The sequence below is a fragment of the Rhizobium cerradonense genome, assembly GCF_030182455.1.
In the GTDB taxonomy this organism is placed as follows: Bacteria; Pseudomonadota; Alphaproteobacteria; order Rhizobiales; family Rhizobiaceae; genus Rhizobium.
Map to the genome: position 1 here is coordinate 720,664 of NZ_JAQJCK010000001.1, position 25,628 is coordinate 746,291.

At 59.9% G+C, this 25,628-nt stretch carries 25 protein-coding genes; 13 read left to right on the forward strand and 12 right to left on the reverse strand.

All coding sequences use genetic code 11. From position 1 onward, the window contains the following. Positions 1–246 precede the first annotated feature (246 nt). Positions 247–1,659 (reverse strand): FAD-binding oxidoreductase, encoded by a 1,413-nt coding sequence (locus PH547_RS03525; protein ID WP_260303954.1) that lies wholly within the window; start codon positions 1,657–1,659, stop codon positions 247–249. Positions 1,660–2,187: 528 nt separating this feature from the next. Between PH547_RS03525 and PH547_RS03530 the strand changes: the two genes are divergently transcribed. From PH547_RS03530 to PH547_RS03545, 4 genes are all read left to right on the forward strand, one after another. Further along, the gene (locus PH547_RS03530) at positions 2,188–2,961 is read left to right on the forward strand and encodes a transporter substrate-binding domain-containing protein (RefSeq protein WP_245463983.1); all 774 of its coding nucleotides are present in this window, start codon (positions 2,188–2,190) and stop codon (positions 2,959–2,961) included. Between the two features lie 64 nt (positions 2,962–3,025). Then, on the forward strand, positions 3,026–3,697 hold the full coding sequence (locus PH547_RS03535) for an amino acid ABC transporter permease (RefSeq protein WP_104823526.1): 672 nt from the start codon (positions 3,026–3,028) through the stop codon (positions 3,695–3,697). Further along, positions 3,694–4,353 (forward strand): amino acid ABC transporter permease, encoded by a 660-nt coding sequence (locus PH547_RS03540; protein ID WP_104823527.1) that lies wholly within the window; start codon positions 3,694–3,696, stop codon positions 4,351–4,353. Before PH547_RS03535 ends, PH547_RS03540 begins: the two co-directional genes overlap by 4 nt. Further along, positions 4,331–5,056, forward strand: coding sequence for an amino acid ABC transporter ATP-binding protein (locus PH547_RS03545; RefSeq protein WP_104823528.1), 726 nt, complete (start codon positions 4,331–4,333; stop codon positions 5,054–5,056). Before PH547_RS03540 ends, PH547_RS03545 begins: the two co-directional genes overlap by 23 nt. Before the next feature lie 17 nt (positions 5,057–5,073). Here PH547_RS03545 and PH547_RS03550 read toward each other — a convergent pair whose 3' ends face one another. Next, positions 5,074–5,976, reverse strand: a complete 903-nt coding sequence (locus PH547_RS03550) for an AraC family transcriptional regulator (RefSeq protein WP_445945000.1) — start codon at positions 5,974–5,976, stop codon at positions 5,074–5,076. 14 nt (positions 5,977–5,990) lie between these two features. Between PH547_RS03550 and PH547_RS03555 the strand changes: the two genes are divergently transcribed. Further along, positions 5,991–6,398 carry a DUF2000 family protein gene (locus tag PH547_RS03555; protein WP_104823530.1) on the forward strand — a complete coding sequence of 136 codons (408 nt, stop codon included), beginning with the start codon at positions 5,991–5,993 and terminating at the stop codon, positions 6,396–6,398. 70 nt (positions 6,399–6,468) lie between these two features. Here the strand turns inward: PH547_RS03555 and PH547_RS03560 are convergent, their stop codons facing one another. Further along, positions 6,469–7,137 carry a YiaD family glycine zipper/OmpA-like lipoprotein gene (locus PH547_RS03560; protein WP_104825136.1) on the reverse strand — a complete coding sequence of 223 codons (669 nt, stop codon included), beginning with the start codon at positions 7,135–7,137 and terminating at the stop codon, positions 6,469–6,471. A 195-nt stretch (positions 7,138–7,332) separates the two neighbouring features. Continuing rightward, on the reverse strand, positions 7,333–8,346 hold the full coding sequence (locus PH547_RS03565) for a flagellin N-terminal helical domain-containing protein (RefSeq protein ID WP_245463848.1): 1,014 nt from the start codon (positions 8,344–8,346) through the stop codon (positions 7,333–7,335). Positions 8,347–8,801: 455 nt separating this feature from the next. Here PH547_RS03565 and PH547_RS03570 point away from each other — a divergent pair, with 455 nt between their 5' ends. Further along, the gene (locus PH547_RS03570; protein ID WP_104825138.1) at positions 8,802–11,264 is read left to right on the forward strand and encodes an ATP-dependent helicase; all 2,463 of its coding nucleotides are present in this window, start codon (positions 8,802–8,804) and stop codon (positions 11,262–11,264) included. Between the two features lie 66 nt (positions 11,265–11,330). Here PH547_RS03570 and PH547_RS03575 read toward each other — a convergent pair whose 3' ends face one another. Continuing rightward, entirely contained in the window at positions 11,331–12,200 is an 870-nt protein-coding gene (locus tag PH547_RS03575; protein ID WP_260303955.1) for an amino acid ABC transporter substrate-binding protein, read from the reverse strand. 409 nt (positions 12,201–12,609) lie between these two features. On the opposite strand from PH547_RS03575, the gene pncA reads away from it, so the two are divergent. Beyond that, a complete protein-coding gene (pncA, locus tag PH547_RS03580) occupies positions 12,610–13,233 on the forward strand; it encodes a bifunctional nicotinamidase/pyrazinamidase (RefSeq protein ID WP_285167420.1) in 624 nt (207 codons plus the stop codon). Positions 13,234–13,314: 81 nt separating this feature from the next. Further along, the gene (locus tag PH547_RS03585; protein ID WP_104823533.1) at positions 13,315–14,400 is read left to right on the forward strand and encodes a glycosyltransferase family 4 protein; all 1,086 of its coding nucleotides are present in this window, start codon (positions 13,315–13,317) and stop codon (positions 14,398–14,400) included. Between the two features lie 104 nt (positions 14,401–14,504). Here the strand turns inward: PH547_RS03585 and PH547_RS03590 are convergent, their stop codons facing one another. Both PH547_RS03590 and PH547_RS03595 read right to left on the reverse strand, forming a co-directional pair. Beyond that, the gene (locus PH547_RS03590; RefSeq protein WP_104825139.1) at positions 14,505–15,902 is read right to left on the reverse strand and encodes a polysaccharide biosynthesis protein; all 1,398 of its coding nucleotides are present in this window, start codon (positions 15,900–15,902) and stop codon (positions 14,505–14,507) included. A gap of 174 nt (positions 15,903–16,076) precedes the next feature. Next, positions 16,077–16,619, reverse strand: a complete 543-nt coding sequence (locus PH547_RS03595) for a DUF805 domain-containing protein (protein WP_158704472.1) — start codon at positions 16,617–16,619, stop codon at positions 16,077–16,079. Positions 16,620–16,838: 219 nt separating this feature from the next. On the opposite strand from PH547_RS03595, the gene panC reads away from it, so the two are divergent. Both panC and panB read left to right on the forward strand, forming a co-directional pair. Beyond that, a complete protein-coding gene (gene panC / locus PH547_RS03600; RefSeq protein WP_104823535.1) occupies positions 16,839–17,714 on the forward strand; it encodes a pantoate--beta-alanine ligase in 876 nt (291 codons plus the stop codon). Position 17,715: 1 nt separating this feature from the next. Further along, positions 17,716–18,537, forward strand: coding sequence for a 3-methyl-2-oxobutanoate hydroxymethyltransferase (gene panB / locus PH547_RS03605; RefSeq protein WP_104823536.1), 822 nt, complete (start codon positions 17,716–17,718; stop codon positions 18,535–18,537). Positions 18,538–18,595: 58 nt separating this feature from the next. Here panB and PH547_RS03610 read toward each other — a convergent pair whose 3' ends face one another. Next, complete coding sequence (locus PH547_RS03610; protein ID WP_104823537.1) at positions 18,596–18,865, reverse strand: DUF2164 domain-containing protein; 270 nt, start codon at positions 18,863–18,865, stop codon at positions 18,596–18,598. Between the two features lie 140 nt (positions 18,866–19,005). Here PH547_RS03610 and PH547_RS03615 point away from each other — a divergent pair, with 140 nt between their 5' ends. Both PH547_RS03615 and PH547_RS03620 read left to right on the forward strand, forming a co-directional pair. After that, positions 19,006–19,728 carry an AzlC family ABC transporter permease gene (locus tag PH547_RS03615; protein WP_104823538.1) on the forward strand — a complete coding sequence of 241 codons (723 nt, stop codon included), beginning with the start codon at positions 19,006–19,008 and terminating at the stop codon, positions 19,726–19,728. Between the two features lie 2 nt (positions 19,729–19,730). Further along, positions 19,731–20,042, forward strand: a complete 312-nt coding sequence (locus PH547_RS03620; RefSeq protein WP_104823539.1) for an AzlD family protein — start codon at positions 19,731–19,733, stop codon at positions 20,040–20,042. Between the two features lie 53 nt (positions 20,043–20,095). On the opposite strand, the gene PH547_RS03625 is transcribed toward PH547_RS03620, so the two are convergent. Beyond that, on the reverse strand, positions 20,096–21,931 hold the full coding sequence (locus PH547_RS03625; RefSeq protein ID WP_104823540.1) for an aminopeptidase P family protein: 1,836 nt from the start codon (positions 21,929–21,931) through the stop codon (positions 20,096–20,098). A gap of 341 nt (positions 21,932–22,272) precedes the next feature. Between PH547_RS03625 and PH547_RS03630 the strand changes: the two genes are divergently transcribed. Then, positions 22,273–22,413 (forward strand): hypothetical protein, encoded by a 141-nt coding sequence (locus tag PH547_RS03630; protein WP_181316075.1) that lies wholly within the window; start codon positions 22,273–22,275, stop codon positions 22,411–22,413. Between the two features lie 233 nt (positions 22,414–22,646). Here PH547_RS03630 and PH547_RS03635 read toward each other — a convergent pair whose 3' ends face one another. Genes PH547_RS03635 through PH547_RS03645 form a run of 3 tightly spaced genes read right to left on the reverse strand, consistent with a single transcriptional unit; the run spans position 22,647 to position 25,305 of the window. Next, positions 22,647–23,525, reverse strand: a complete 879-nt coding sequence (locus PH547_RS03635) for a 50S ribosomal protein L11 methyltransferase (RefSeq protein ID WP_104823541.1) — start codon at positions 23,523–23,525, stop codon at positions 22,647–22,649. Positions 23,526–23,545: 20 nt separating this feature from the next. After that, on the reverse strand, positions 23,546–24,694 hold the full coding sequence (locus tag PH547_RS03640) for an FAD-dependent oxidoreductase (protein ID WP_285167431.1): 1,149 nt from the start codon (positions 24,692–24,694) through the stop codon (positions 23,546–23,548). An 8-nt stretch (positions 24,695–24,702) separates the two neighbouring features. Beyond that, positions 24,703–25,305, reverse strand: a complete 603-nt coding sequence (locus tag PH547_RS03645; protein ID WP_104823543.1) for an SCO family protein — start codon at positions 25,303–25,305, stop codon at positions 24,703–24,705. Between the last annotated feature and the right edge of the window lie 323 nt (positions 25,306–25,628).

The window sequence follows — 25,628 nt, forward strand, 5'->3', positions numbered from 1 at the left end:
CACCGTCTCCATTCTGCATTCCAATTACGATATCAAGCGTCACATAGCGAAGCGGACATGCAAAAGACATCCCAGATCTTCGGCTTAAGCCTGCTTTCCTATCCAGAACCGCATCGCAATTCTTGGACCATGCTGCAAATCTAGGGCATCTCCACCGCTTTCCATGACGCCATATGAAAACGGGATGGTCTAGCCTAACGCCATTCACGCCGGGGGCAAGCCAAGATCTTGGCAATATTCCATTTTTCAATGACTGTGGAATATCTTGCCGGGATTGAAAATCGCATCAGGATCGAGCGCCTGCTTGACTTGGCGCATCAGATCGACGGCGCCGCCAAGCTCCTGTTCGAGAAACGACATCTTGCCCTGCCCTATACCATGTTCGCCGGTGCAGGTACCCTCCATCGCGAGCGCCCGCCCGTTCAGCCGGGCAACGAAGGCCTCGACGACGGCGATACCTTCCGGCGTCTTGTCATCGAACAGCACCAGGACGTGGAAATTGCCATCGCCGGCGTGACCGACGATCGGCGCCAGCAATCCGTGTTCCTCGATATCGGCCTGGGTCGCTGCAACGCATTCGGCAAGTTTCGAGATCGGCACGCAGACATCCGTCGACAAGGCCGCCAGTTCCGGCGCCAGAGCCCGCGATGCCCAATAGGCATCGTGACGCGCTTTCCAGAGTTTGTTGCGCTCTTCGAGATTGCTGGTCCAGAGGAATTCCCCGCCGCCGCATTCGCTCGCGATCTCTGCGAATTGCGCCGATTGCAGCGCGACCGTCTCGTCCGTACCGTGAAATTCCAGGAACAAGGTTGGCCGCTCGTCATAGGTCAAGCCGGAATAGCGATTGCAGGCCCGCATCTGGACGGCGTCCAGCAGTTCGATGCGAGCAACCGGAACGCCCATCTGGATGGTCATGATGACCGCGTCGCAAGCTGCCTTCACGTTCGGAAAGGCGCAGGTGCCGCCGGCGATCTTCTGCGGAATGCCTTGCAGCCGCAGCGTCACCGACGTCAGGACGCCGAGCGTTCCCTCAGCACCGACGAAGAGCCGGGTCAGGTCATAGCCGGCGGACGATTTCCTGGCGCGGCGGGCGGTGCGGATCTCCTCGCCATTGGCGGTGACTGCGGTTACGGCGAGCACATTGTCCTTCATCGTCCCGTAGCGCACCGCATTGGTGCCGGAAGCACGCGTCGAAGCCATGCCGCCGATCGAGGCATTGGCGCCAGGATCGATTGGGAAGAACAGGCCGGTATCGCGCAGATATGTGTTGAGCTGTTCGCGGGTGACGCCAGGCTCGACCGTGCAGTCGAGATCCTCGGCATTCACTTCAAGCACCCGATTCATCCGGCTGAAATCGATCGATATTCCGCCCTGCGGCGCATTCACCTGCCCTTCCAGAGAAGAACCTGTGCCGAAGGCGATAACCGGAACCTTGTGCTCGGCGCAGGCTTTGACGACCGTTTGCACGTCCGCGCTCGTCTCGGCAAAAACCACCCCGTCCGGAAGTTGCGCCGGGATATAGGTGGTCGTGTGGGCATGCTGGGCCCGAAAGCTCTCGCCGGTTTGGAAACGCTCGCCGAAGGCCTGCTTCAGGATGCCGAGAACGGCAGCAATGCCCGCCTCGTTGCGTATCCCCGCCTTCGTATCAGTCAGAGCCATCGTTCCGATCTCCCATCACAATCAAAAAAGGAAATGTTAACCCTTTTCGCGGTTCTATGAGACATCAGCGCGACGCTGTCCAGTCACGAAAATAGCCTGTGGTTTGCCTGCGCGAGACACGGTGACGGCAAGCATTCGGCGCGGCCGCGAACCGGCACGAAAAATCATTGGTACGATAGCGGCCACACGCCCCTGCCCGCCATAGCACCCATCAAAGCCATCGGACCGATCTCCCTCGCCTGCATGGGTTGTATGGGCAATAGGAACCGGCCTGTCCAGCCAGCGCTATCGAAGGAAACCAATACGGCCGCACGTTGTCGTTCATAAGCGATGGCAAACGACGCGAAATGCAAAATCTGCAATTTTTTTGGGCAGAATTCGATTTACACCGCACAAAGCTCTCGCAAAAAGCACGCGCTTGACGGGAAACTATGCCGTCCCGCGACTGGCACATGTCTTGCGTTTTACCCCGCAGCTTTGACATAGCCACGATTGGAAGGACATTCGATGAAGCGTAGACAATTGCTCATGGCACTCGGTATGGCGATGCTGACGATGGGGGCGCTTTCGAGCCCACACGCAGCCCGGGCGGACGCCTTGAGCGATATTACCGCGAAGGGCACGCTCCGCGTCGCCGTTCCCCAGGACTTTCCTCCCTTCGGCAGCGTCGGGGCGGACATGGCACCCATGGGCTATGATATCGACATGGCAAACCTGATCGCCGAAAAGCTCGGCGTGAAGACCGAGCTGGTGCCGGTGACCAGCGCCAACCGCATCCCCTATCTCCAGACGAACAAGGTCGACCTGGTGATTTCGAGCCTGGGCAAAAATGCCGAGCGCCAGGCCGTCATCGACTTCACCGACGCCTACGCACCCTTCTTCAACGGCGTCTTCGGTTCTGCCGATGTTGCGGCCGCCAAGCCCGAGGATCTTTCCGGCAAGACGATCGGTGTAACCCGCGGCGCCATCGAGGATCTCGCGCTGACGAAGGTCGCGCCGCAGGACGCGACGATCAAGCGCTATGAAGACAACAACGGCACCATCTCCGCCTTCCTCTCGGGTCAGGTCGATCTCATCGCCACTGGCAACGTGGTTGCAGCGGCCATTCTCGCCAAGAACCCGCCGAAGAAGCCGGAGATGAAGTTCCTCATCACCAATTCGCCCTGCTTCATAGGCCTGAACAAGAACGAGCCCGCCCTGCAGAAAAAGGTCAACGACATTATCGCCGCCGCCAAGGCCGATGGAACGCTGACCAAGATATCGCAGAAATGGCTGGGCGCGGCCCTCCCCGCCGGCTTCTGATCAACAGAGCATCGGCCGTGCCATCGTCCGATGGCGCGGTCCGGGCCGAGCGAGGCACCTTCTCATGCGCTATCACTTCGATTTCGGCTGGCTTGCCGATTATTATCCCGTTCTGATCAAGGGGATTCTCGTCACCATGGAGCTGACTTTCGTTGGCTCTGCGGTCGGTATCGCTCTTGGTATTGCCTGCGCCTGGGCGCGGGCGCTGGGTCCTCGCTGGCTCAAGCCTTTTGTCGCGGCCTATGTCGAGTTGATCCGCAATACGCCGTTCCTGATCCAGCTTTTCTTCATCTTCTTCGGTCTGCCCGCCGCCGGCATTCACATGAACGAGATCGCTGCCGCCAACCTTGCCATGGTCATCAATCTCGGCGCCTATAGCTGCGAGATCATTCGTGCCGGCATCCAGGCGACGCCACGCGGCCAGTTCGAGGCCGGCGCCAGCCTCGCAATGACGCCGTTCGAGACCTTCCGCCACGTCATCCTAGTGCCCTCACTCCAGCGCATCTGGCCCGCATTGTCGTCGCAGGTCGTCATTGTCATGCTCGGCTCCTCGGTCGTCTCGCAGATCGCCGCGGAGGACCTGACTTTTGCGGCGAATTTCATCCAGTCGCGCTCCTTCCGCGCTTTCGAGGCCTATTTCGTTTCCACCGCAATCTATCTGGGTCTGGCCGTCATCCTGCGGCAGTTACTTACCGTTGTGGGCGGCCTGATTTTCCCGCGCAGGGTTCGCCGATGATTCAATTCTCCACCTGGGACATTCTGCGCGGTCTGCTTCTGGCCACACGCTGGACCGTTCTGCTCTCGCTCATTTCTTTCGCCGGCGGCGGTGCTGTCGGCGCAATCTTGCTATTTCTGCGCATTGGCAAAAACCGGGCCGCGCGCACTATGGTCAAATATTTCGTCGAGCTCTTTCAAGGCACGCCGCTGCTGATGCAGCTTTTCCTGGCCTTCTTCGGCCTTGGGCTCTTCGGCATCGACGTACCGGCATGGCTGGCGGCCGGCGTTGCTCTGATCCTTTGGTCAGCCGCTTTTCTCACCGAAATCTGGCGTGGCTGCGTCGAGGCCGTGGCAAAGGGCCAATGGGAAGCCTCTGCCAGCCTTGGCATGGGCTACCTCCAGCAGATGCGCTACGTCATCCTGCCGCAGGCGCTTCGCATCGCCGTGCCGCCCACAGTCGGTTTCTCCGTGCAGGTGGTCAAGGGCACGGCTCTGACCTCGATCATCGGCTTTGTAGAGCTCTCGAAGGCCGGCACTGTCATCACCAACGCGACGTTCCAGCCGTTCACCGTCTACGGCTTCGTCGCCCTCATCTATTTCGCCCTGTGCTGGCCGCTGTCGAAGAGCAGCCAGATCCTGGAGAGGAAGCTCAATGTCGCTCATCGAGGTCACTGAAGTCCGCAAGAGTTTCGGTGCAAACGAAGTGCTGAAAGGCATCAACCTCGATGTCGCGCCCGGCGAAGTGATCGCCATCATCGGCAAGAGCGGCTCGGGCAAATCGACGCTGCTGCGCTGCATCAACGGGCTGGAAACGATCGATGACGGCGCAATCTCGGTCGCCGGCGCACAGCTCCTGCCCGATGATCTGCATTTGAAGGCCTTGCGGCTAAAGGTCGGCATGATCTTCCAGCAGTTCAATCTCTTTCCGCATCTGAGCGCCGGGCGGAACGTCATGCTGTCGCAGATGGTCGTCAAGAAGGCCTCCAAGGCCGATGCCGAGGCAATGGCGCGGCGCATGCTCGATCGCGTCGGCCTCGGGCACAAATTCGACGCCTATCCCGACGAACTTTCCGGCGGACAGCAGCAGCGCGTTGCCATTGCCCGGGCGCTTGCCATGCAGCCGATCGCGCTCCTTTGCGATGAGATCACCTCCGCGCTCGATCCCGAACTCGTGTCCGAGGTTCTCGCAGTCGTCCGCGAACTTGCCAGCGAAGGCATGACGCTGCTGATGGTGACACACGAAATGAAGTTCGCTCGTGACGTCTGCTCGCGCGTCGTCTTCATGCACCAGGGTCGCGTCCACGAAATCGGTCCGCCGGGCGATGTATTCGCCAATCCGCAGACCCCGGAACTCAAACAGTTTCTCGGCCTGCACTGAGAGCTCTCAGCCGCCGGTTAACCTCGAACCGGTGCCCCAGCAGTTCCCAGCATGCCGACCCAGGCGCCCGGCGCCATGCCGAACGCCTTCTTGAAATGCCGTGTCAGATGGCTTTGATCCGCAAACCCAGTGGCCGCAGCGACTTCGGCGATCGGCTCGCCATCGGCGATCATTCCTTTCGCCCGTTGCAGCCGCCGCATCAGCAGGAAGCGATGCGGGCTGGTGGCAAAAGCGGCGCGGAAATGCCGTGAGAGCGCAAAGCGATCGAGGCCGGTGATTCGTTCCAGCTCCTGCGAGCGGACGCCGCGCATGGCATGCGCCTCTAGATAATCGCGCGCCGTCTTCACCTGGCCCCAGGCCACGCTGCCCAGCGGCTTCTGCGGCAGATGTGCATGCGAAGCGAGCCCCGCAGCCACCCGTGAGACAAAATCATCGACAAAGAGTTCATCCAGCTCGCGGTCGAGCTCGCCGAGGGCGGCCAGCAGCAAGCCGGCCAGACGATCGTCCTCGACCACCGGGTCCTCGACAAAGGGCAGGCCAATGCGCGCGGCTTCCAGGCACTGCATCAGCATCGACGGTTCGAGATAAAGCATGCGGTAGAGCAAGCCGTCGTCGGTCGCAGCGCCGCCGTCGTGCAGCTCGTCCGGATGGAGGACGATCACCCTTCCCGGCAGGCTGTAGCGCCGTTCGCCGCGATAGCTGAAGGTCTGCACGCCGCGGATGGTGACGCCGAGCGCATAGGTATCGTGCCGGTGCGGCTCGAACGCATCACCATGGAATTGCGCCTGAATACGCTCGATACCGGGGTAAGCGGGTGCGGAGACGATGCGGTTTGCTTCCGGCATCGTGCACGAACGTTCAAGACCTTCGAAGATATGGCCGGCAACATCCTCGCGCAAAGGCTCATTCCCAGACTGCATAAGAGAGATCACCCATGTTCAATACCAAAATCGCGATCGTTCTGCGAAGCAATCTTGAATCCTGGCAGAAACTGAACGTGACTGCTTTCCTGGCGACCGGCATTGCCGGGCAATTTCCTGACATGATCGGCGAACCCTATCGCGATCGCGCCGGCAACCTCTACAACGCGCTATCGATCCAGCCGATGATCGTATTGTCGGCCAACGAAGAAACCATGAGCACGATTCATCGCCGCTCGCTGGAGCGCAACGTCACCTCCTCGATCTTCATCGAGGAAATGTTCTCAACCGGCCACGATGTCGCCAATCGCGCCGTCTTCTCCGAATTTACGCCTGAGGACGCCAAGGTGGTTGGCATCGCGCTGCGCGCGGACAAGAAGATCGTCGACAAGATCACCAAAGGCGCGACGATGCACTCGTGAACGGGCAGCGGTCAAACAAAACGGCCGGGTCGCAAAACCCGGCCGTCCTTGTTTGAAGGTCTACGTCAGATCAGCCGTTTTGGGTAATGGGCGCGATCTGGATTTCGACGCGACGGTTCTGCGCACGGCCGGCTTCGCTGGCGTTGGTGGCGACCGGCTGGCTCGGGCCGAAGCCGACGGCAGACATGCGGCGCTGGTCGATGCCCTGGCTGCCGAGATAGCTGGCAACCGAATCGGCGCGGCGTTCGGACAGTTCCTGGTTATGCTGCAGGCTGCCGGTCGAATCCGTATGGCCGTTGACGTCGATCAGCGTGCGGTTGAACTTGCGAAGCACGATCGCGACCGAATTCAGCGTCGGATCGAATTCCGGCTTGATCGCATCCTGGTCGATGTCGAAGGTAATGGCCGACGGCATATTGAGGATGATGCGGTCGCCGACGCGCGTTACGGAGACGCCAGTACCCTGCAACTGCGCGCGCAGCTCGGATTCCTGCTGGTCCATGTAATTGCCGATGCCGGCACCCGCAAGCGCACCGACGCCGGCGCCGATCAGCGCAGCATTGCGGCGCGATGCCGGCGAGTGGCCGATGAGAAGACCGGCAACCGCACCAACGCCGGCACCGATCGCGGCGCCTCCCGCCGTGTTGGATACTTTCTGCTCTCCCGTATAGGGATCGGTTGTCGTACATGCATTGAGAAAGGCTGCCGAGACGGCAAGGATGGCAAATTTCTTGATCATAGAATCGTCGCTCTCCGGTTCGATGGTCCGCAGCAGATATGAAGCATTGCGGCAATATGATGAAATATAATTTTCGTCCACCCGCGGCCGGGCTGCCCGGCCACTATTCTGGAGCGTTTTCTTCCAAACTAACCAGTTCAAGGAGATTGGATCCGCTCCGCCGATCTATTCCCCTTGAAATCCAGGCTTCCGCCGTCAGAGGTTTTGGAAGAGTTGTCTCACCGTATCGTAGCTGGCATTGGCAATCGACAATGATTGCAATCCCAGTTGCTGCTGCGTCTGCAGCGCCAATACCCTGCTTGATTGCCTCTCCATGTCGGCATCGACCAGCTTGCCGACGCCACTCGTCAGCGAATCGCTGAGATTGCTGGCAAATTGGTTTTGCAGACTGACGCGCGTTTCCAACGAGCCGAAGGCCGATCCTATCGTGTTCAGTTGGTGCAGCATGGCGGTGACGGTGTTGACCATGTCGGTCACGGCGCCCTGTGTCGTATTGGCGTCGAGCGAGATTTCCACCTGCCCGCTGGTATCGCCATTTTTACTGCCGATCAGCACATAGTTCTCGGCTGCCCCCGCTTCCGTTGCAAAAGCCGTGGAGGTGAGCACGCCATAGCCGCCCGTGCCGCTTGACTGATCGTCGATCAGATATCGTGCATCCGTCGATACGATGGGGCCGCTGGTCGAGCCGACACCCTCATAGTTCAGCATGCCGATCGAAACCGTGCCATCGGTGTGGCGGATGAGGGAGCCCGGGATCTCGTGTGGCTCGGTCGGATCGTCACCGTTCTGCAGCACGACCCAGTTGACGCCGTTGAAGCTCGTCGACTCGCCGACGCTGCGAAGCTGGTCCTTAAGTTCGGAGATTTCGTCGTTGAGCTTGGTCTTATCGACACTGCCCTCATAGCCAGTCACCAGCTTCGATCGGATCTGAGTGACGATATCGATTGCGCTGGTGATGCCCGTGGAGGCGGTGCTGACCGTGGCAGCAGCAAGCCCCAGCGCATCCTGCACGGCCGAGACGGCGCCAATATCGGTGCGCGTCAATGTCGAGATCGTCCAGTAAGTGGCGTTGTCCTTAGCGGTCTGCACACGCAGACCGGATGACATCTGACGCTGTGCGACATTCAGATCCGCCTGTGTGTTTCGAAGGACTTCAAGGGCTGTTTTGACAGGGGAACTTACCCTTATGAAGGTCGAAAAAATACTCACGACACAGGACTCCGGACGCAACGATACACAACAGATACATGAAGACATTGGAACCATGCCGCGGGCGCTCATGCGCGCGGGCCAACCGAAGTCGGCGAAGGTGGAGTCCGGCAAAAAAACAGCGCCTGAAACTCGAGCGGTTACAGGCGCTATGATTAGCAATCATGCTTAAGAAAGCGATAATGGAAACTGGCAATTTACCATAAATCGCCCTCGATCAGAAAATCGTTATCGCGTTCAGGTTGCGATCATTCCGCCGCCCGGAGCCTGGCCGCCTTCGCACGCAATGCCGCTTCCTACATCTCTTCATGCAGCCGCCGCTCCGTTGAACAACAAGCCGCAGGAACTGCGAGACAGTCCCTTGAAAGGCTAACAACCCAAGAAATGTGCACTTTTTGTTCTATTTCCCGGCCGTTTCTTTTGCCTTTCAGGGCAGAATCATTACATTGAGCCGCATGACCATCGGACATGACGACATTCCCTTCTTTGACGAGGAGCCGGAGCACGCGGCGCCGCGTCGGCCTGCCCCTGCCCCCAGCGCCGGTGGCGGTATTGCGGCCCGCGCCATGGCGGCGCGCGACAGCGGCCGCCGCCCTGACTATCTCGCTGGCCTCAATCCGGAACAGGCGGAAGCGGTCGAGACGCTGGATGGGCCCGTGCTGGTGCTCGCCGGCGCCGGCACCGGCAAGACGCGGGTGCTGACGACCCGCATCGCCCATATCCTTTCCACCAACCGTGCCTTCCCCTCTCAGATCCTCGCCGTTACCTTCACCAACAAGGCCGCGCGCGAGATGAAGGAGCGTATCGCCCTCCTCGTCGGCGGCGCGGTCGAAGGCATGCCCTGGCTCGGCACTTTCCATTCGATAGGCGTCAAGCTGCTGCGCCGTCATTCCGAGCTGGTCGGCCTCTCCTCGAGCTTCACCATTCTCGACACTGACGATGTCGTGCGCCTGATCAAGCAATTGATCCAGGCGGAGGGGCTGGACGACAAGCGTTGGCCCGCCAAGCAATTTGCCGGGATGATCGACACCTGGAAGAACAAGGGCCTTGGCCCGGCCGATATTCCGGAAGGCGATGCGCGCGCCTTTGCCAATGGCAAGGGACGCGACCTCTATACCGCGTATCAGGCCCGCTTGAAGACGCTGAACGCCTGCGACTTCGGCGACCTTTTGCTGCATCCGATCAATATGTTCCGTCAGAATCCTGATATATTGAAGGATTATCACCAGCGGTTCCGCTACATCCTCGTCGACGAATATCAGGACACCAACACCGCTCAATATATGTGGCTGCGTTTACTGGCGCAGCGGCAAAAGGGCGAGCTGCAGAATGTCTGCTGCGTCGGTGACGACGACCAGTCGATCTACGGCTGGCGCGGCGCTGAGGTGGACAACATCCTGCGTTTCGAAAAGGATTTTCCCGGCGCCAAGGTCATCAAACTGGAGCGCAATTACCGCTCTACCGAGCATATTCTCGGCGCGGCCGCACATCTCATCGCCCATAATGAGGGCCGACTTGGCAAGACACTATTCACTGACCGCTCCGATCCCGACGACATCAAGGTGCAGGTGCACGCCTCCTGGGATTCCGAGGAGGAAGCCCGCGCGATCGGCGAGGAGATCGAGCAGCTTCAGCGCAACAAGCACAATCTCAACGACATGGCGATCCTCGTGCGCGCCTCATTCCAGATGCGTGAATTCGAAGACCGCTTCGTTACGCTCGGCCTGAACTACCGCGTCGTTGGCGGCCCTCGCTTCTACGAACGCCTCGAAATCCGCGATGCCATGGCCTATTTCCGCCTCGTCTGCCAGCCGGCCGACGACCTCGCCTTCGAACGCATCATCAATACGCCGAAGCGCGGCCTCGGCGACACCACCGTGCGCGCGCTGCACGATTACGCCCGTGTCCGCGACATTCCGATGCTGGCGGCAGCGGCCGATATCATCGAAACGGACGAAATGAAGCCGAAGGCGCGCAAGGCGCTGTTCGACGTCGTGCAATCCTTCCGCCGCTGGCAGGGACTGCTTGAAAACACCCCGCATACCGAGCTTGCCGAGCAGATTCTCGAAGAGTCCGGCTATACCGACATGTGGAAGAATGACAAATCGGCGGAAGCACCCGGACGGCTGGAAAACCTGAAGGAACTCATCCGCTCGATGGAAAGCTTCGAATCCATGCGCGGCTTCCTCGAACACGTAGCCCTCGTCATGGACGCCGAGCAGAACGAGGATCTGGACGCAGTCTCGATCATGACGCTGCACTCCGCCAAGGGCTTGGAATTCGACACCGTCTTCCTGCCTGGCTGGGAGGAAGGCCTGTTTCCACACCAGCGCTCGCTCGACGAAAGCGGCCGCGCCGGCCTGGAGGAAGAACGCCGCCTCGCCTATGTCGGCCTCACCCGCGCCAAGCGCCGCTGCCACATTTGGTTCGTCTCCAACCGCCGCATCCACGGCCTCTGGCAATCGACCATCCCTTCCCGCTTTCTCGACGAACTGCCGGAAACCCATGTCGAAGTGGCCGAGATGGAGCAATCTTACGGCGGTTACGGCCGCGGCGGCTATGGCCAGTCGCGCTTCGACAAGGCCGACCCTTTCGCCAACTCCTATTCCACTCCCGGCTGGAAACGCGCCCAGGCCAACAAGACCGACGCCACCCGCGACAATTGGGGCTCCCGCTCCGGCCACGCCGTCGAACGCATCGGCTACGGCGAAAGCGGCCCCAAAACCCGCACCATCGACGGCGAACTCGTCGCCAAATCCACCTCCACCGAACCCTCTAAATTTGCGATCGGCGACCGCGTCTTCCACATAAAGTTTGGGAACGGCAATGTTTCCGAGATCGAAGGGAACAAGCTGACGATCGATTTCGATCGGGCTGGGCAGAAAAGGGTGCTGGATGGGTTTGTGGAGAGGGTTTGACGGTTGCGGTGGGCATCTGCCGCATCGATCATCTGCTTTGCCAACGCAATGCCCTTTGCCCCGGAGCTAGGGCACATGCTCCATCATGATTTGCGTGTGCAGCATCGGCGCTTCGCTTCCGAAGTAAGTCTTCAGTAGCGGCAGAAAATCGTCCGATAGATAAAAATCCGTGAGCGCGCGGTCGACCACTAGGCGGAAGTCGGCATCGTCGCGCCTCAGGGCGATTGCATATGGTTCATGCGTGAACAGGCGATCGCCGACTTCAAGCAAGGACGGATCGTGCGCGCGCTGGGCCAAGCTCATGAGTAGCACCCGATCGGCAAAATAGGCGTCGATCTTATGTTCCTCCAGCGCCTTAAGTCCGTCTTCGTGCGTGTCGAAATCGGCGATCCGGGTTTTCGACGTCTCGATGCTGCGCGCCTCGCGCAATATTGCGTCCGTCGTGGTGTTTGCGCGCACGCCGATGACGCTGGTGGATGGAGCACGCTGGCTAACGGAACGAACGGCGGGCGTGTCGAGAAAAAGCGCGTGCAGATAGTCGGGCGAATCCTTGCGCAGCAGGGCGCTCGCTCCGGTCAGGAAGATCGGCTGTGAGAAATCGACAAGTTTCCGCCTCTCCAGATTGACGGTGATAGCCCCACAAAGCAGGTCGATCTGACCGTTCTTGACAGCGTCGAAACCATTGGCCAGCGTCATTTCTACATATTCGCGCTTCAACTGCGGAACCGCATGCTCGATTTCGTCCGCGACCTTCCCGCAGAGGTCGATGGCATATCCCGTCGGTTTTTCATTCGGCTTGCTGGATGAAAACGGTGCCTCGTCGGCGATGTAGCCGATGCGCAGGGTTGTATGCTGGTGAAGCGTGTCGAGCGTCCCGGCGCTCGCTCCGCAGATCGAAAAGAAAACGGCAAGGCCCGTCAGCAGCAACCGTCTCATGCGCTTGGCCAGACCTGTATGCGGGGCAACGGCACCAGCATTATCCTCGTCTCCGAAAAACGGATGATCGCAAGGGCTGAAAAGCAGATTATGGCTTCGCGTTCATTTGTCAATCGCGGACACCTCGGCGACGCTGGTTGGCAAGACACCTCAGTTTCCTGAGATTCACCAGGTATCTTCAATGTCCGGCACGTCACCGCGACCCGTCAGCAATCTCAACAGCGTGCGTTGCCACATGCCGCCCCAATTGTCCGGTGCACTTCAAGCATTCCCTGGCCCCCAAGCCACAAGCCCGCATAGCCCCTCGAAAACCATCGCGCTCCACCTTATATTCAGTCTGAGCATTAAAAGCTTGATCCAACGCGCAACGCTTGGCATCGTGCAGTGCAACAGAGATGAAGGACAAGCCATGAAAGCGCTGCTGCTGATTGATATCCAGAATGGCTTCTGCCCCGGCGGCAATCTGCCGGTGCCGGATGGGGATCAGGTGGCGCCTGTCGCCAACAGGCTGATCGACAGTGGCAAATACGATCTGGTTCTTGCCTCCCAGGATTGGCATCCCCCCGGCCACGGCAGCTTCGCTTCCGCCCATCCCGGCAAGAAGCCCTTCGAAATGGGCATGCTCTCCGGCAAGCCGCAGATGATGTGGCCGGATCATTGCGTGCAGAATACCGAAGACGCCATGCTTCACCCTGAACTGAACCTCGACGGTATCGATTTCATCCAGCAGAAGGGTCAGAATCCGACTGTCGACAGCTATTCCGCCTTCCGCGACAATGATCATGCAGCCCTTACCGGTCTTGCCGAGCATTTGCGCGCCGAGGGTATTACCCAACTCGACCTCTGCGGGCTGGCGACGGATTACTGCGTGAAATTCTCGGCTCTGGACGCCGTGGAGATGCTGCCGGGTGTAAAGGTCCGCTTCATCGAGGACGCCAGCCGCGGCATCGATCCGAACGGCGTCGAGGCCGCGATCAACGAAATGCGGGCGCGTGGCGTCGCCATTATCGACAGCAAAGAAGTGCTTGCCTAAAATTCCTCCTATCAGGCTAAACCTTCCCTAAAGAAAATAGCGCAAGCTGTTCCCGGTATTGAAGATATTGGGACATTTCGCGTGCAGTCGATCACCATCAACGGCCGTTTCCTCAGCCAGCCTTTGTCGGGCGTGCAACGTTTCGCCCGCGAACTGACGCTGGCGCTAGACCGCAAGATCGCCGCAGGCGCCGTGCCAGCGGCCTTGAAGGGCATCAACTGGCGGCTGGCCGTGCCGCGCGATACGCCGGTTGATATCGGCCTCTCGGCCATATCGGTCAATGCCTTCAGCTCCGGTCCGGGCCATGTCTGGGAACAGACGGCGCTGCTTGCCCATTCCCGCGGCGGCCGGCTGATCGGCTTCGGCGGCAGCGGTCCCCTATTGCATCGCCGCCAGGCCGTGGTCATCCATGACGTGACGATCTTCCGTCATCCCCAATCCTTCAAGCGCAGCTATCGCCTGCTGCACGGCGCGCTCGGCTCGGTGCTGACCCGCACCGCGAAGATCGGCACCGTATCGGAATTCTCGCGCAAGGAACTGGCCTCCGTCTTCCATGTCCCCTCCGACAATATCGACGTCGTCTACAACGCCGTCGATCATTTCGCCGCCATCGAGCCGGATGAGACGATCATTGAGCGCCTGGACCTCAAAACGAACGGATTCTTCCTGCTGGTCGGCACGATGAAGCCGAACAAGAACCTCGATTTCGCCATCCGGGCTTTCGAAGCTCTGGGCGATCCCGATCAAAAGCTGGTGGTCGTCGGCGGCACCGCGCCGACAGTGTTCAAGTCGGATGGTCCCGAATCAAACGATCACATGCTCTTTCCCGGCCGGCTGAGCGATGCGGAAGTTGCCGCTCTCGAACGTCACGCCACCGCTTTCGTCTTCCCGAGCCTCTACGAAGGTTTCGGCATTCCGCCCCTGGAAGCGATGACGCAGGGCTGCCCGGTGCTCGCCGCCGATATCCCCGCGGTACGCGAAGCCTCCGGCACCGCCGCGATCTATTTCGATCCAACAAGGCAGGATGAATTGGTTGCCGCCATGCGCCGGATTGCCGGCGATGAAACATTGCGCGCGGACCTGCGCCAAAGGGGCCGCGAGAATGTCGCCCGTTTCTCCTGGGACCGCAGCGCCGATCGGGTGCTGACCATGCTGGAAGATCTCTGATCTAAAGCGCGTCGCGATCTTTCAGATTCGCTTCTTGCGCTTTAGCCCTCGATTTTGCGCGTGTCGTTATCGCAAAACCGCAGCGCACTTTTGCGCGACATGCTTTAGGATATAGCCTGCCGGCGGATCATCTTGACGAAATAACTGTAGAGACCCAGCAGACAGAAGGCCGCGCCGCCGGCCATTCCTGTGCCGACCGATATCCAGAGCGAATAGTCGAATCCGGCCGTCGCCAGCACCGGCACCGTAAGCCCGGCAGCGGAGAGCACCACCGGCTGCCATACGAAATCGAAGGGCAGCGCCATCAGCACTTTCACGCCGATCACCATCGCGATCAGCGCCCCGACCATGGCTCCGGCCATCAGCGCGCCGTCGCTGAAGGAAGCGAGATAGCCGCCCGCCAAAGCTCCTGCATTGAGCAGGGCGCAATCTACGACCGCCAGCAAAAAGATCGCCAGCAGCCGATGGCGCAGATGCGCCGGCGTCGGCAGCATGTTGAGCGTCAAGGCACGGCAGACCGACAGGCCGGTGACGAACGGCGCCGCACTCAAAAAGCCATCGCGCAGGCCCTGAGCGATGACGAAATGGCCGACCGGTTGCAGCAGCGCAAAAATCCCTGCCGCCGTCATCAAGGTGAAACCCGTGAGCAGCGAATAATAGCCGCCGAGCTGCCGCCGGAATGCTGCGGTGGCGCCCTCGCGGTCATATGTTGCGACCACATCGGGATATTGAATGGCCTGAAGAGCCGAGACAATCAGCACGAAAGGCCGCTGCAGCAGGTCGAGTGCCAGTAGCGCGCCCGCGGCCCCGCCTGCCCCCAATGCCGCCGTCAGGATCGATTTCAACCCAAGCGGTGCCAAAAGCCCGATGACCGAGGCACCCGCCGCGACGCTGCCATAGATAAAATGCTTTCGCACCAGCGGCAGTTGGAGACCGGCGGCCTCCCGCAGGCTGTTGCGGGTCAGGAACATTGCCAGCGCACTATAGGCGACGTAACCGGCAAGCAGACCGGCGACCGTATACGCGAAGCTCGGCATCATCGCCGCGCCGCCCAGCGTGCCGACCGCCAGAATGGTGGCCCGCGAACCCTGCAGCCGCGAGAAGGCGCGGAACTCCTGGCGGAAGCGCAGCATCGTCAGATGCAGATCGCTGCCTCCCTGAAAAATCGCCACCAGACCGCCAAGCACCGCGATCTCCTTCGGCACGGCGAAGAAGGTCGACGCAACCGCGGCCAGAATGCAGATCACGGAGCAGGCGGCGAATTCGACGCTCAATGCCGTACGCTCCGCTGCCTCGCTGCCTGGCACCTGCCCCGGATAGAAGCGGCTGCACGCAAAGCGCACCCATTCGAAGCAGAAGATCGCCGCGAACTGGCTGATGGAGATGAACAGCGAATAGGCCGCATAATCCGCCGGCGACAGCAGATGCGCGACCGCGATCAGCAGCCCGAAAGCCACCGCCGCCTGATAGAAATATGCAGCCAATGCTATGATCTTTGCCATGGCGGCAGCTAACAGCAAAAAGCTGAGAAAAGCGCTAATTCGGACCGAGCAATTCTGTACGTAAATCGAGCCTATCGCGATGCACTTTGCTATCAGACTGCATCAAAACCAGCGACAGCATCTTCGCAGGCGCGTCGGGAGACGCTTCCGGCCGTGCCAGGGCGGTGTATGAGACTAGCTCCGGTTCAAGCCACGCTGACCAAAACTGGTCCTACCCGTCGTAGGATTGTTCGGAGCAACATAGGCGACCGGTGCTGGTCGTCCATTTTGATCCGTGTCTTCGGGATCGGGCGACATCCAATGTGAGAGGCATCCACTAGGAGCGAATAGAAGCAGGGCAGAATAGACCACTCCAATGCCGCGATACAGTATATTGAATATCTTCTCTATCGACCCATCATGCATAAAAATCGAGACAGCGGTCGTGACAAGAAAAATCAAAACAAACGCCAGAAAGACACGGAGCGGCGGCACTCCTATGTCGCGCATTCTTGCCGACTGGATACTCAAATCCATCCAGATAAACGGAGCAAGGAAGAGTCCGAAGGGCAGCAATGCCCAGGGACTAAGGATCGTTGGTTTGCCGTTGCCGGTGAAAGCCATAACGTCGAGCAGGAGAGCAAGTAAGATACCAGCCAGGCAACCGACGCCAAAATGCCACCAAAAATACTGCCGTCTCCCCAAGGTTCCCCGGAAGCCGAAAAGAATATCAATCACGCGATCCCCCACGAAGCGTTGACCGACGGCAATACAGCACGGAGATCCTTCGCCTCCCTGAAAGATACTTCTCAAATTTTAGCGGACGAACGCCCTCCGGATTGCAACAGACCAATCTCGTTGAATTGCTTTTTTGCACTGCACACGTTAGAAGACCCCGCAATTTTAGGGATGGAAGCAGGCGACGTGGGAAGGCGTTGTCAGCGGAGGAGCGCCATTATGGAAACCATCACCACGATTGCCACCCTGCGTGTGCAGCTCGGCGAACATCGCAAGGCTGGCAAAAGCATCGGCCTGGTGCCGACCATGGGTTATCTGCACGCCGGCCACATGGAACTAATTGCCCGCGCCAGGGCGGAAAACGATATCGTTGTCGTGTCGATCTTCGTCAATCCGCTGCAATTCGGCGCCAACGAGGACCTTGCGAAGTATCCGCGCGATCTCGAGCGCGACAGCGCCATGCTGCACGATGGCAAGGTTGATATCCTCTTCGCGCCCGGTGTCGCCGACATGTATCCGCGGCCGATGGAGACGCTCGTCGACGTGCCGAAGCTCGCGATGGAGCTGGAGGGCGCGGTTCGCCCCGGCCATTTCTCTGGTGTTGCCACCGTCGTCACCAAGCTTTTCAACATCGTCCAGCCCGACAGCGCCTATTTCGGCGAAAAAGACTATCAGCAGGTGGCGATCATCCGCCGCATGGTGGACGATCTGGCCCAGCCCGTTCGCGTCGTGCCGGTGCCGACCGTACGCGATGCCGATGGCCTGGCGCTGTCGTCGCGCAATGTCTACCTCTCGAAAGAAGAACGCGCCGCCGCAATCATCGTACCGAAGGCACTGGCCGAAGCCGAACGGCTCTATGCAGAGGGCGCCGACGATCCCGCCACTTTCGAGGCGGCACTGCGCGCATTCATCGCCAACGAGCCGCTGGCAACGCCCGAAGTCGCCGCTGTTCGCCATCCCGACACCTTGGAGCCGCTGACGAAACTGCAGGGCCAGCCTATCCTCGTCGCCCTTTTTGTCCGCATCGGCACCACCCGCCTGCTCGACAACCGCGTCATTGGCCTCAAGCAGGCCACCAATAACAAGGCCGCCTGAGATGAGCACGATCGGACAAATCAAACGCACCACGCCCGCCCAGATCGAGGCGATGAAGGGCACGCGCCCGATCGTCAGCCTGACGGCCTATACGACGCCGATCGCCCGCCTGCTCGATCCGCATTGCGACCTGCTTCTGGTCGGCGACTCCCTCGGCATGGTGCTCTACGGTATGGAATCGACGGTTGGCGTGACGCTGGAAATGATGATCGCCCATGGCCAAGGCGTCATGCGCGGTGCCCAAAAGGCCTGCGTCATCGTCGACCTGCCCTTCGGCTCCTATCAGGAATCGAAGGAACAGGCCTTCCGCAATGCGGCCCGCATTTTGAAAGAAACTGGCTGTAACGGCGTCAAGCTGGAGGGCGGCGAGGAGATGGCCGAGACCGTCGCATTCCTGACCAATCGCGGCGTCCCGGTCTTCGGACATGTCGGCCTGATGCCGCAAAAGATCAACACGAGTGGCGGCTATCGCTCGCTCGGCCGCTCTGACAAGGAAGCGGAAAAGATCCGGCACGACGCCAGGGTGATCACCGAAGCCGGTGCTTTCGCGCTTCTCATAGAGGGCACGGTCGAACCGCTCGCCCGCGAAATTACCGCCTCGATCAGCATCCCGACCATCGGCATCGGCGCCTCGCCAGCCTGCGATGGCCAGATCCTCGTCTCCGACGATATGTTTGGCCTCTTCAGCGACTTCAAGCCTCGCTTCGTAAAGCATTTTGCGGAGCTGGCGCCAGTGGTTTCAAAGGCGGCGGAAGCCTATGCGGAAGAGGTGAAGGCACGGACATTCCCGGGGCAGGAACATACATTCCAAGTGAAAAAGTAGCGGACGATGGTTTGCTGCGAATGACTGAAGGTAAAGCGCTTGATTGCGCCGATGTCGCTTAGCGCTTCGCCTGACGTGAATGGTTTTCCGCTTCCCTCTCCAGCAGATAGATCGCCTCGCCAAAATCCTCCATCTTGGTCATCAGCGCCGCATGGGCGTCGCGCAGGCCCTGATTGTAGAAATGCGGACCGATTTCCGTGGCGAAGAAATCCAGCAGGAATTCTGCCGGCAATGCGCCGATCGTCTGGTCGAGCTCATCGGCGAAATATTGCTGAAGGCGGGCGACGATCGCGGCTTTTTCCTCTTTCGGGAAGGTAATCTTTTTCATTCATTGCGCTCCGGCGTTTTAGAAGCAAATCCAATCGGCTAGTTCAAAGAAATCAATTGTCCCATCAAGGAAATTGAATTGCCGAGGCTCCCCCCGCAGCTTACAGCTCGAAAAGTTTTCCATAAAGGACAAAGCGGGCGATGGGTCGCGCGGATTTTTTTGAGGGGTTGAAGGGTGGTATTCCCATCGGCCTTGCTGCGGCGCCGTTCGGCGCGTTGTTCGGGGCCTTGGCGCGCGATCAGGGCATGTCGCTCGGTGAACTCACCCTGATGAGCGGCACCGTCTATGCCGGCGCCAGCCAGATGGTGGGCATTGAGCTATTCGGCCACAATGTCCAGGCGTGGCTGATCGTTCTGTCGATCCTGGCGGTCAATTTCCGCCATGTGCTCTACTCGGCCGCGATCGCCCGTTACATCAGGCGTTTCTCGCCAATTGAAAAATTCTTAACTTTCTTCCTGCTGGTCGATCCGCAATTTGCCGAAACGATCAAGCGCGCCGAGAGCGGCAAGCCGGTCACCTTTGCCTGGTACTTCGGTTTCGCAGCGATGATCTACGTTCCCTGGGTGGTGATCAGCCTCATCGGCGGCATGCTTGGCAGCCTCGTCGGCGATCCCAAGACGATCGGCCTCGATATTTTGCTGCCGATCTATTTCCTCGGCATCGTCATCGGTTTCCGCAAACGCGACAATTTCCTGCCCGTGGTGATTGCAAGCACCGCCGCCTCGGCCATCGCCTATCGCTATGTCGGTTCGCCCTGGCACGTCAGCATCGGCGCCTTTGCCGGCGTGGCCCTAGCAGCCATGCTTCCGCCGGTCCGGTCGAACCGCAAGCCCGACCTCGCGACTGAAAATCACGAGGTTTGACCATGACCGATTTCGATCCGCATATGGTTCTGCTGATCCTCGCCGCCGCCGTCGTGACCTACCTCACACGCATCGGCGGCTACATCCTCATTACCAAGATGACCCGCATTCCTCCGCGCGTCGAGGCGGCGTTAAATGCAGTGCCGGCCGCCGTCCTCACCACGCTTGTTGCACCAGCCTTCTTCATCGGCGGCTGGGATACGAAGGTGGCGATGGCAGCGGCGCTCGTGGTGGGCTTGCGCTTCTCGCCGACGTTCATGCTGATCGCCGGCTGGATCGTCGTGATGATTTGGAGACATCTCGCCGGCGTCTAGCACCGACAAATGCGATGCCTGCCCTGCCCTTGACGGGCGGAATAGGCCACCCCTCAGTGACTTAGAGCCAAAGTCGCTTTCTCCAGCCAGACGCGGATATCCTTGTCATGGATCAGCGGCATCAGCGCTTCACGGGTTCTGGCGTGATAGTCGTTCAGCCAGTGCAATTCATCGCGAGTCAGCAGTTCCGGCAGAACGAGGCTGCGGTCGATCGGGCAGAAGGTCAGCGTTTCAAAGCCGAGCATCGGCATGTCACCGCCCTCGATCTCCTCGGAATCGCGAATATAGATAAGGTTTTCGATGCGGATGCCGAAATGGCCGGGACGGTAGTAACCGGGCTCGTTTGACAGGATCATGCCGGGCAGCAGCTCCTGCGTCGATAGCCGCGAGATACGCTGCGGTCCCTCGTGCACGGAAAGATACGAGCCGACGCCATGGCCGGTACCGTGAGCGAAATCCACGCCCGCCTTCCAGAGAGCAATGCGCGCCAGCGGATCGAGATCGCAGCCGCGCGAGCCTTTGGGGAAGCGCGCCGTGCTGATGGCGATCATACCTTTCAACACCAGCGTAAACAGACGCTTCTGCTCCTCGGAAACGGTACCGATGCCCACCGTACGGGTGATGTCGGTTGTGCCATTGATATATTGCGCGCCGGAATCAATCAGAAACAGCTCGCCGGCCTGGATCAGCCGATCGCTAGCCGTCGTAACGCGATAATGCATGATCGCCGCGTGTTCGCCCGCACCGGCAATAGTGTCGAAGGAGATATCCTTCAGCGGGTTCTGCATGCTCTGGCCGACGCGCGCACGGCTTGCCTCCAGCCGCTCGGCGGCGGCGATTTCCGTCACCGTGCCGGGCTTGCTATTGTCCAGCCAATAAAGGAATTCCACCATGGCGGCCCCGTCCTGCAGATGAGCAGCGGCCGAGCCGTTGATTTCCGCGGAATTCTTGCGCGCTCGCGGCAGCCGGGCCGGATCGGTGCCTTCCACCACCTCGCCGCCCTCACGGCGGATGATGTCGGTCAGCGCATAGGAGGCGAGATCGGGATCGACGAGAATGCGGCGGCCATTAGCAGAGGCGGCAGCCAGATGCTCGACGAGATCGGCCGGCGGCAATTGTTTGCAGATCTGCGCTAGATAGGCCTCTGCCTCGACCTTAGTCTTGCGCTTGTCGAGGAAAAGCTCCGCTTCACCCTCGGCATAGATGATGGCGCGGGCCAAAGGGTGCGGCGTATGCGGCACGTCGTTGCCGCGAATATTGAAGATCCAGGCGACCGAAGACGGATCGGTGATAAGCGCCGCCTTGAGATTCTTGGCCTTCAGATCGGCCGCAATGGCCGTCAGCTTGTCTTTGGCAAGGACACCAGCCTGCGCGATATCCTGGATAATGACGCCGCCGAGCGGCTCGGCCGGCCGGTCGCTCCAAAGCTTGTCGAGCGGATTATGCGGCAGGAAGACAAGCTTGCCTCCTATCCCCGCCAGCGCCTTTTCCAGCCGCCGAACCTCCGCGCCGGTGTGCAGCCACGGATCGATGCCGAGCCGGAAACCCTTCGGCGCGTTGCGGGGCAGCCAGACATGCGGCGGCTCGTCCACCAGATCGCCGCCGGTGAAGACCGATCTGTCCACCTGCTCGGCAAGCTGCGTCACATAGCGGCCGTCGACGAAAACCACGGCCTGTGACTGTGTCACCAGCGCAACACCCGCCGAGCCAGTGAAGCCCGTCAGCCAGGCCAGACGCTCTGAACATCTGGGCACATACTCACCCTGATACTCATCGGCACGGGGTACGAGGAAGCCGTCAATACCAAGATCGCTGAAGGCGGCCCGCAGACCGGTGACGCGCTCGCGGCCGAATTGCGGGGTGGAGGTGACGTCGAAAGACTGGAACATGGCTTAATCCGAAATTGATCGAGAATCCGCGAAACTGAGTGGTGCCAGCATGTTAGAGCATGATCCCAGGAAGTGCGAAACGATTTTCGGGCCAGATCGCGTGCTGTTGAACAGGCAGAAACTCCCGACTGATGGACACTCAAACAAGGGAAGTCGTGCGTTAACGAATCCGCCCATTTCGTGAGCAAAGCGAATAGATTGTGACATCATCGCGACGAGCAATATGCAGAGACTGCATAGCTCCCATGAAGGACCCCCACTGCCGCGCGAAAGGGCGAGTCATTATATGGAGCGCATCAAACGGGGTTCACGAGGAACCCACTCAAACAAGGACTATGAAAATGCCAATCTCTCGCTCCGTATATGTTAGCCCGGCGCTGGCAGGCGAGCGTCGCACCGTACGCCACTCCATCGGCGCGCTTCGTCAGCTCGAAGTCGAAACGTCGAAGGCAATCGGCGCAAACCGTGGCGGTCGCCACTAACAGTTATAAGACTACGCGTTCGTATTTGGATCGCGGTCCGGAACTCCTCCTCCCTACTCGGATCGAGACCAGAACGGTAGAGCCTGCTTGAGCACTCCTCCACACGCTCGCGGGCAAGATCGGTCAAATACCGATCTGCAAGGCGGTGCCTCGGCACCGCCTTTTGCATTTTAGCTCCACGGTAAGGTCCCACTCCCCGCGCGGGAATGGATTTGGGCAAGGGGCGAAGGATTCTAAGGCCGGTCGAGATGGATGGTGACCCAGCCGTTGCGCCAGATCGTGCGCACATGGCGCATCCTTGCCCCGTTGTAGGCGGCCAGTACCTTCCAGCGTTGCTCGGCAAGGATACCCGAAAGAATCACCGAACCGCCGGGCGCAAGATGGGCAACCAGTTGCGGCGCCATTCTGATCAGCGGCCGCGCGAGAATATTGGCGATGATCAGGTCGAAAGGCCCATGGCGGGAAAAGGCCGTGGAATGAAAGCCCGGCGCCGTCTCCAGCGCGATACCGGAGGCTATACCGTTGCGGCGAACGTTTTCGCGGGCAACACGAACCGCAACCGGATCAATATCGGTGGCGAGAACCGGAATATTGCGCAGCTTGCGCACGCCGATCGCCAGCACCCCGCTGCCCGTGCCGAGATCGAGCGCATTGCGCACCCGCCGGCTGGCGAGCACTTTTTCGATCGTCTCCAGACAGCCGGCTGTCGTGCCGTGATGCCCCGTACCAAAGGCCTGGCCGGCATCGATCTCGATGGCGATATCGCCTGACCCCACCTTGTCGCGATCATGCGAACCGTGCACTAGGAAGCGCCCTGCCCGAACCGGCTTAAGCCCCTCCAGCGACTTTGCGATCCAATCGACATCGGGAATGACTTCCCTTTCAATGACGAGTTCCGGAAACGCCGGCTTCAGCACGCTCGCAAAACGGGCGTGGACCTCTTCTTCGTCGTCTGCATAGAGATAGATCGAAGCTTCCCAAATATCCTTTTTCTCATCGATCTCGGTGGTGGCGATCGGCAATTCTTCGTCTTCGAATACCGGCGTCATCAGATCGAGAATCTGTTCGGCCTTTTTTTCGGTCGTCGTTACGTAAAGGCGGATTTCACTCAAGTCTTCGTTCTCTCTTGCTCTTATTCGGCCCAGTCGATCCACGGCGGCTTCGGCGTGTCATAGCCGGCCACACTATGAAGCAGTCCACGCCGCGCCGGTCCGAAACGCAGAAGCAGCGGCGCGAGCAGATTGCGTGCGGCAATCGCCAGCGGACTTTTCATAGTGATCAGGCGGGTCAGACCATAAGTCTGCTTCAGCACCTGTTTCACGGCTGGAATTCTGAGCGCCGAATACTCCTCTTCGCGGCCTTCCGCAATGAGCCAGGCAAGCCAGCAGGCATCCTCTATGCCGAGATTCATACCGCGAGCGCCAGCGGGCGAGTGAATATGGGCAGCATCGCCCGCCAGGAACACGTTACCCTTGGCCATCGGCTCGACATGGCGGAAATTGATACGGAATTGCGAGACCCAGGTCTTTTCGGCAACCGCCTCGGGATGAACGATGCGGCTTTCGAAATCCTCCAATGTCGAGATGTAGCGCAGCACATCGGCGGAGACGGGCAAACGCCCGACCATGCCGGGATCGCAAAGCGTGATCTCGGCGAAATGCGCATCCACCGGTCTCACATACCGAAAATCGGCGAGATAGAAATAAGCCTCCAGTGCTTCGCCGGGAAAGCCCGCGCCAAGCGCTTTGCGAACGGCCGAATGCGCGCCGTCGGCACCAATCAGGATGTCGGGACGAACCGTCTCCGTGGCCCCATCCGCGTGCCGCAGCGTCACCTCCGGCTTCTGAAGATCGGCGATCTTTCCCGCCACGACCGCCGTCTGCCACTCCGGCGCAATGCCGTGCGCAGCCAGCGCCTCGATCAGCAACCGCTCGGTCACCCCTTGCGCCAGAGCATGAACCGCACCGAAACGACCCGGCAAGCGCCTGGTATCGACATCGGCAAGGATCTTCGCTCCAGAGCGGATACGGAAATGCGCAATGGGCTGAGCGGTCGCAACGATGCGTTCGGTGAGGCCGGAGGGCGAAAGCAGTGTCAGCGTGCGGGCATTGATGCCGAGAGCCCGGCTCTCTTCCAGAGGCGCCGGCCCTTGACCGTCATCGATAATGCGCGGGACGAAGCCGCGGCGGGCAAGCTCCAGGGCCACAGTCAGGCCGACCGGACCTGCGCCCGCAATCAGGACGGATCTGGATTTCCTGTCTCCCCCGGCTCCGTCCGCCATCGGCGCTCCTACCCTTTCTTGATCAGGTTCTGCAGCTTCTTGACGGCTATATCCGCGTTTTCGTTATAGGAGATCGTGCCTGCAAAGCGGCCGGCGGAATCGAGCAGGAAGACCGAAGCGGTATGATCCATGGTATAATCGCCATTTGGATCTTTCGCGTCGAGCGGCACTTTCTTGGCAAAGACCCTGAAGCCCTTGACCATGTCCATCACCTTGTCGGCGTCACCCGAGATGCCGGTGATGCGGGTCGAGACGTTGGACACATACTGGTTCATGATCGCCGGCGTATCGCGCTCTGGATCAACGGTCACGAAATAGGCGTTGAGCTTCGTCCCATCCGGATCGACCTGCTTCATCCAACCATCCAGCTCGAACAAGGTTGTCGGGCAGACATCGGGGCAATGCGTATAGCCGAAGAAAAGCGCCGTCGGCTTTCCGCGAAACGCCTGATCGCTGATCGATTGACCATTCTGCGCAACCAGCGTGAACGGCACCCCGTACGGCCCCTCACCCGCAGCTTCCGGTGACTTGGTGATGCCAAAGCTCAACCAGCCCAACAGCCCGGCCACAATCACCACGGCTACCCAGACAACAATCCGCATCGTCTTCATCGCTGTTTTCCTCACCACGCCATCCGCGGCTCGATATGTGGGACGCGCCGGCGATCATTTCGAGGGTTTAGCGGGTTGAAGTGGAGGACGCAATTCAACAAGATGTTTTCGGGCGTTCGGAGATCAAGGCGTCACGGCCTTACAGTTCTGTATCGGCGCAAAGATGCAGAATCCACCCTGCCGTTAAACCAATTCTAACCACTCCGCGCCAACATCGAAAAAGAGGCGAAGTCCGACTCGCCAGCCGCCGGATACGCGGCAAACCGATCTTCTTTTAGAAGGGCATGACGCCCGCCGGAGCAGCGAAGCGTTTTTTAAGCGCC

Coding starts and splice junctions, on each gene's coding strand:
- PH547_RS03525 (WP_260303954.1), bottom strand. CDS start 1,659: ATGGCTCTGACTGATACGAAGGCGGGGATACGCAACGAGGCGGGCATT.
- PH547_RS03530 (WP_245463983.1), top strand. CDS start 2,188: ATGGCACTCGGTATGGCGATGCTGACGATGGGGGCGCTTTCGAGCCCA.
- PH547_RS03535 (WP_104823526.1), top strand. CDS start 3,026: ATGCGCTATCACTTCGATTTCGGCTGGCTTGCCGATTATTATCCCGTT.
- PH547_RS03540 (WP_104823527.1), top strand. CDS start 3,694: ATGATTCAATTCTCCACCTGGGACATTCTGCGCGGTCTGCTTCTGGCC.
- PH547_RS03545 (WP_104823528.1), top strand. CDS start 4,331: ATGTCGCTCATCGAGGTCACTGAAGTCCGCAAGAGTTTCGGTGCAAAC.
- PH547_RS03550 (WP_445945000.1), bottom strand. CDS start 5,976: ATGCAGTCTGGGAATGAGCCTTTGCGCGAGGATGTTGCCGGCCATATC.
- PH547_RS03555 (WP_104823530.1), top strand. CDS start 5,991: ATGTTCAATACCAAAATCGCGATCGTTCTGCGAAGCAATCTTGAATCC.
- PH547_RS03560 (WP_104825136.1), bottom strand. CDS start 7,137: ATGATCAAGAAATTTGCCATCCTTGCCGTCTCGGCAGCCTTTCTCAAT.
- PH547_RS03570 (WP_104825138.1), top strand. CDS start 8,802: ATGACCATCGGACATGACGACATTCCCTTCTTTGACGAGGAGCCGGAG.
- PH547_RS03575 (WP_260303955.1), bottom strand. CDS start 12,200: ATGAGACGGTTGCTGCTGACGGGCCTTGCCGTTTTCTTTTCGATCTGC.
- pncA (WP_285167420.1), top strand. CDS start 12,610: ATGAAAGCGCTGCTGCTGATTGATATCCAGAATGGCTTCTGCCCCGGC.
- PH547_RS03590 (WP_104825139.1), bottom strand. CDS start 15,902: ATGGCAAAGATCATAGCATTGGCTGCATATTTCTATCAGGCGGCGGTG.
- panC (WP_104823535.1), top strand. CDS start 16,839: ATGGAAACCATCACCACGATTGCCACCCTGCGTGTGCAGCTCGGCGAA.
- panB (WP_104823536.1), top strand. CDS start 17,716: ATGAGCACGATCGGACAAATCAAACGCACCACGCCCGCCCAGATCGAG.
- PH547_RS03610 (WP_104823537.1), bottom strand. CDS start 18,865: ATGAAAAAGATTACCTTCCCGAAAGAGGAAAAAGCCGCGATCGTCGCC.
- PH547_RS03615 (WP_104823538.1), top strand. CDS start 19,006: ATGGGTCGCGCGGATTTTTTTGAGGGGTTGAAGGGTGGTATTCCCATC.
- PH547_RS03620 (WP_104823539.1), top strand. CDS start 19,731: ATGACCGATTTCGATCCGCATATGGTTCTGCTGATCCTCGCCGCCGCC.
- PH547_RS03625 (WP_104823540.1), bottom strand. CDS start 21,931: ATGTTCCAGTCTTTCGACGTCACCTCCACCCCGCAATTCGGCCGCGAG.
- PH547_RS03630 (WP_181316075.1), top strand. CDS start 22,273: ATGCCAATCTCTCGCTCCGTATATGTTAGCCCGGCGCTGGCAGGCGAG.
- PH547_RS03640 (WP_285167431.1), bottom strand. CDS start 24,694: ATGGCGGACGGAGCCGGGGGAGACAGGAAATCCAGATCCGTCCTGATT.
- PH547_RS03645 (WP_104823543.1), bottom strand. CDS start 25,305: ATGAAGACGATGCGGATTGTTGTCTGGGTAGCCGTGGTGATTGTGGCC.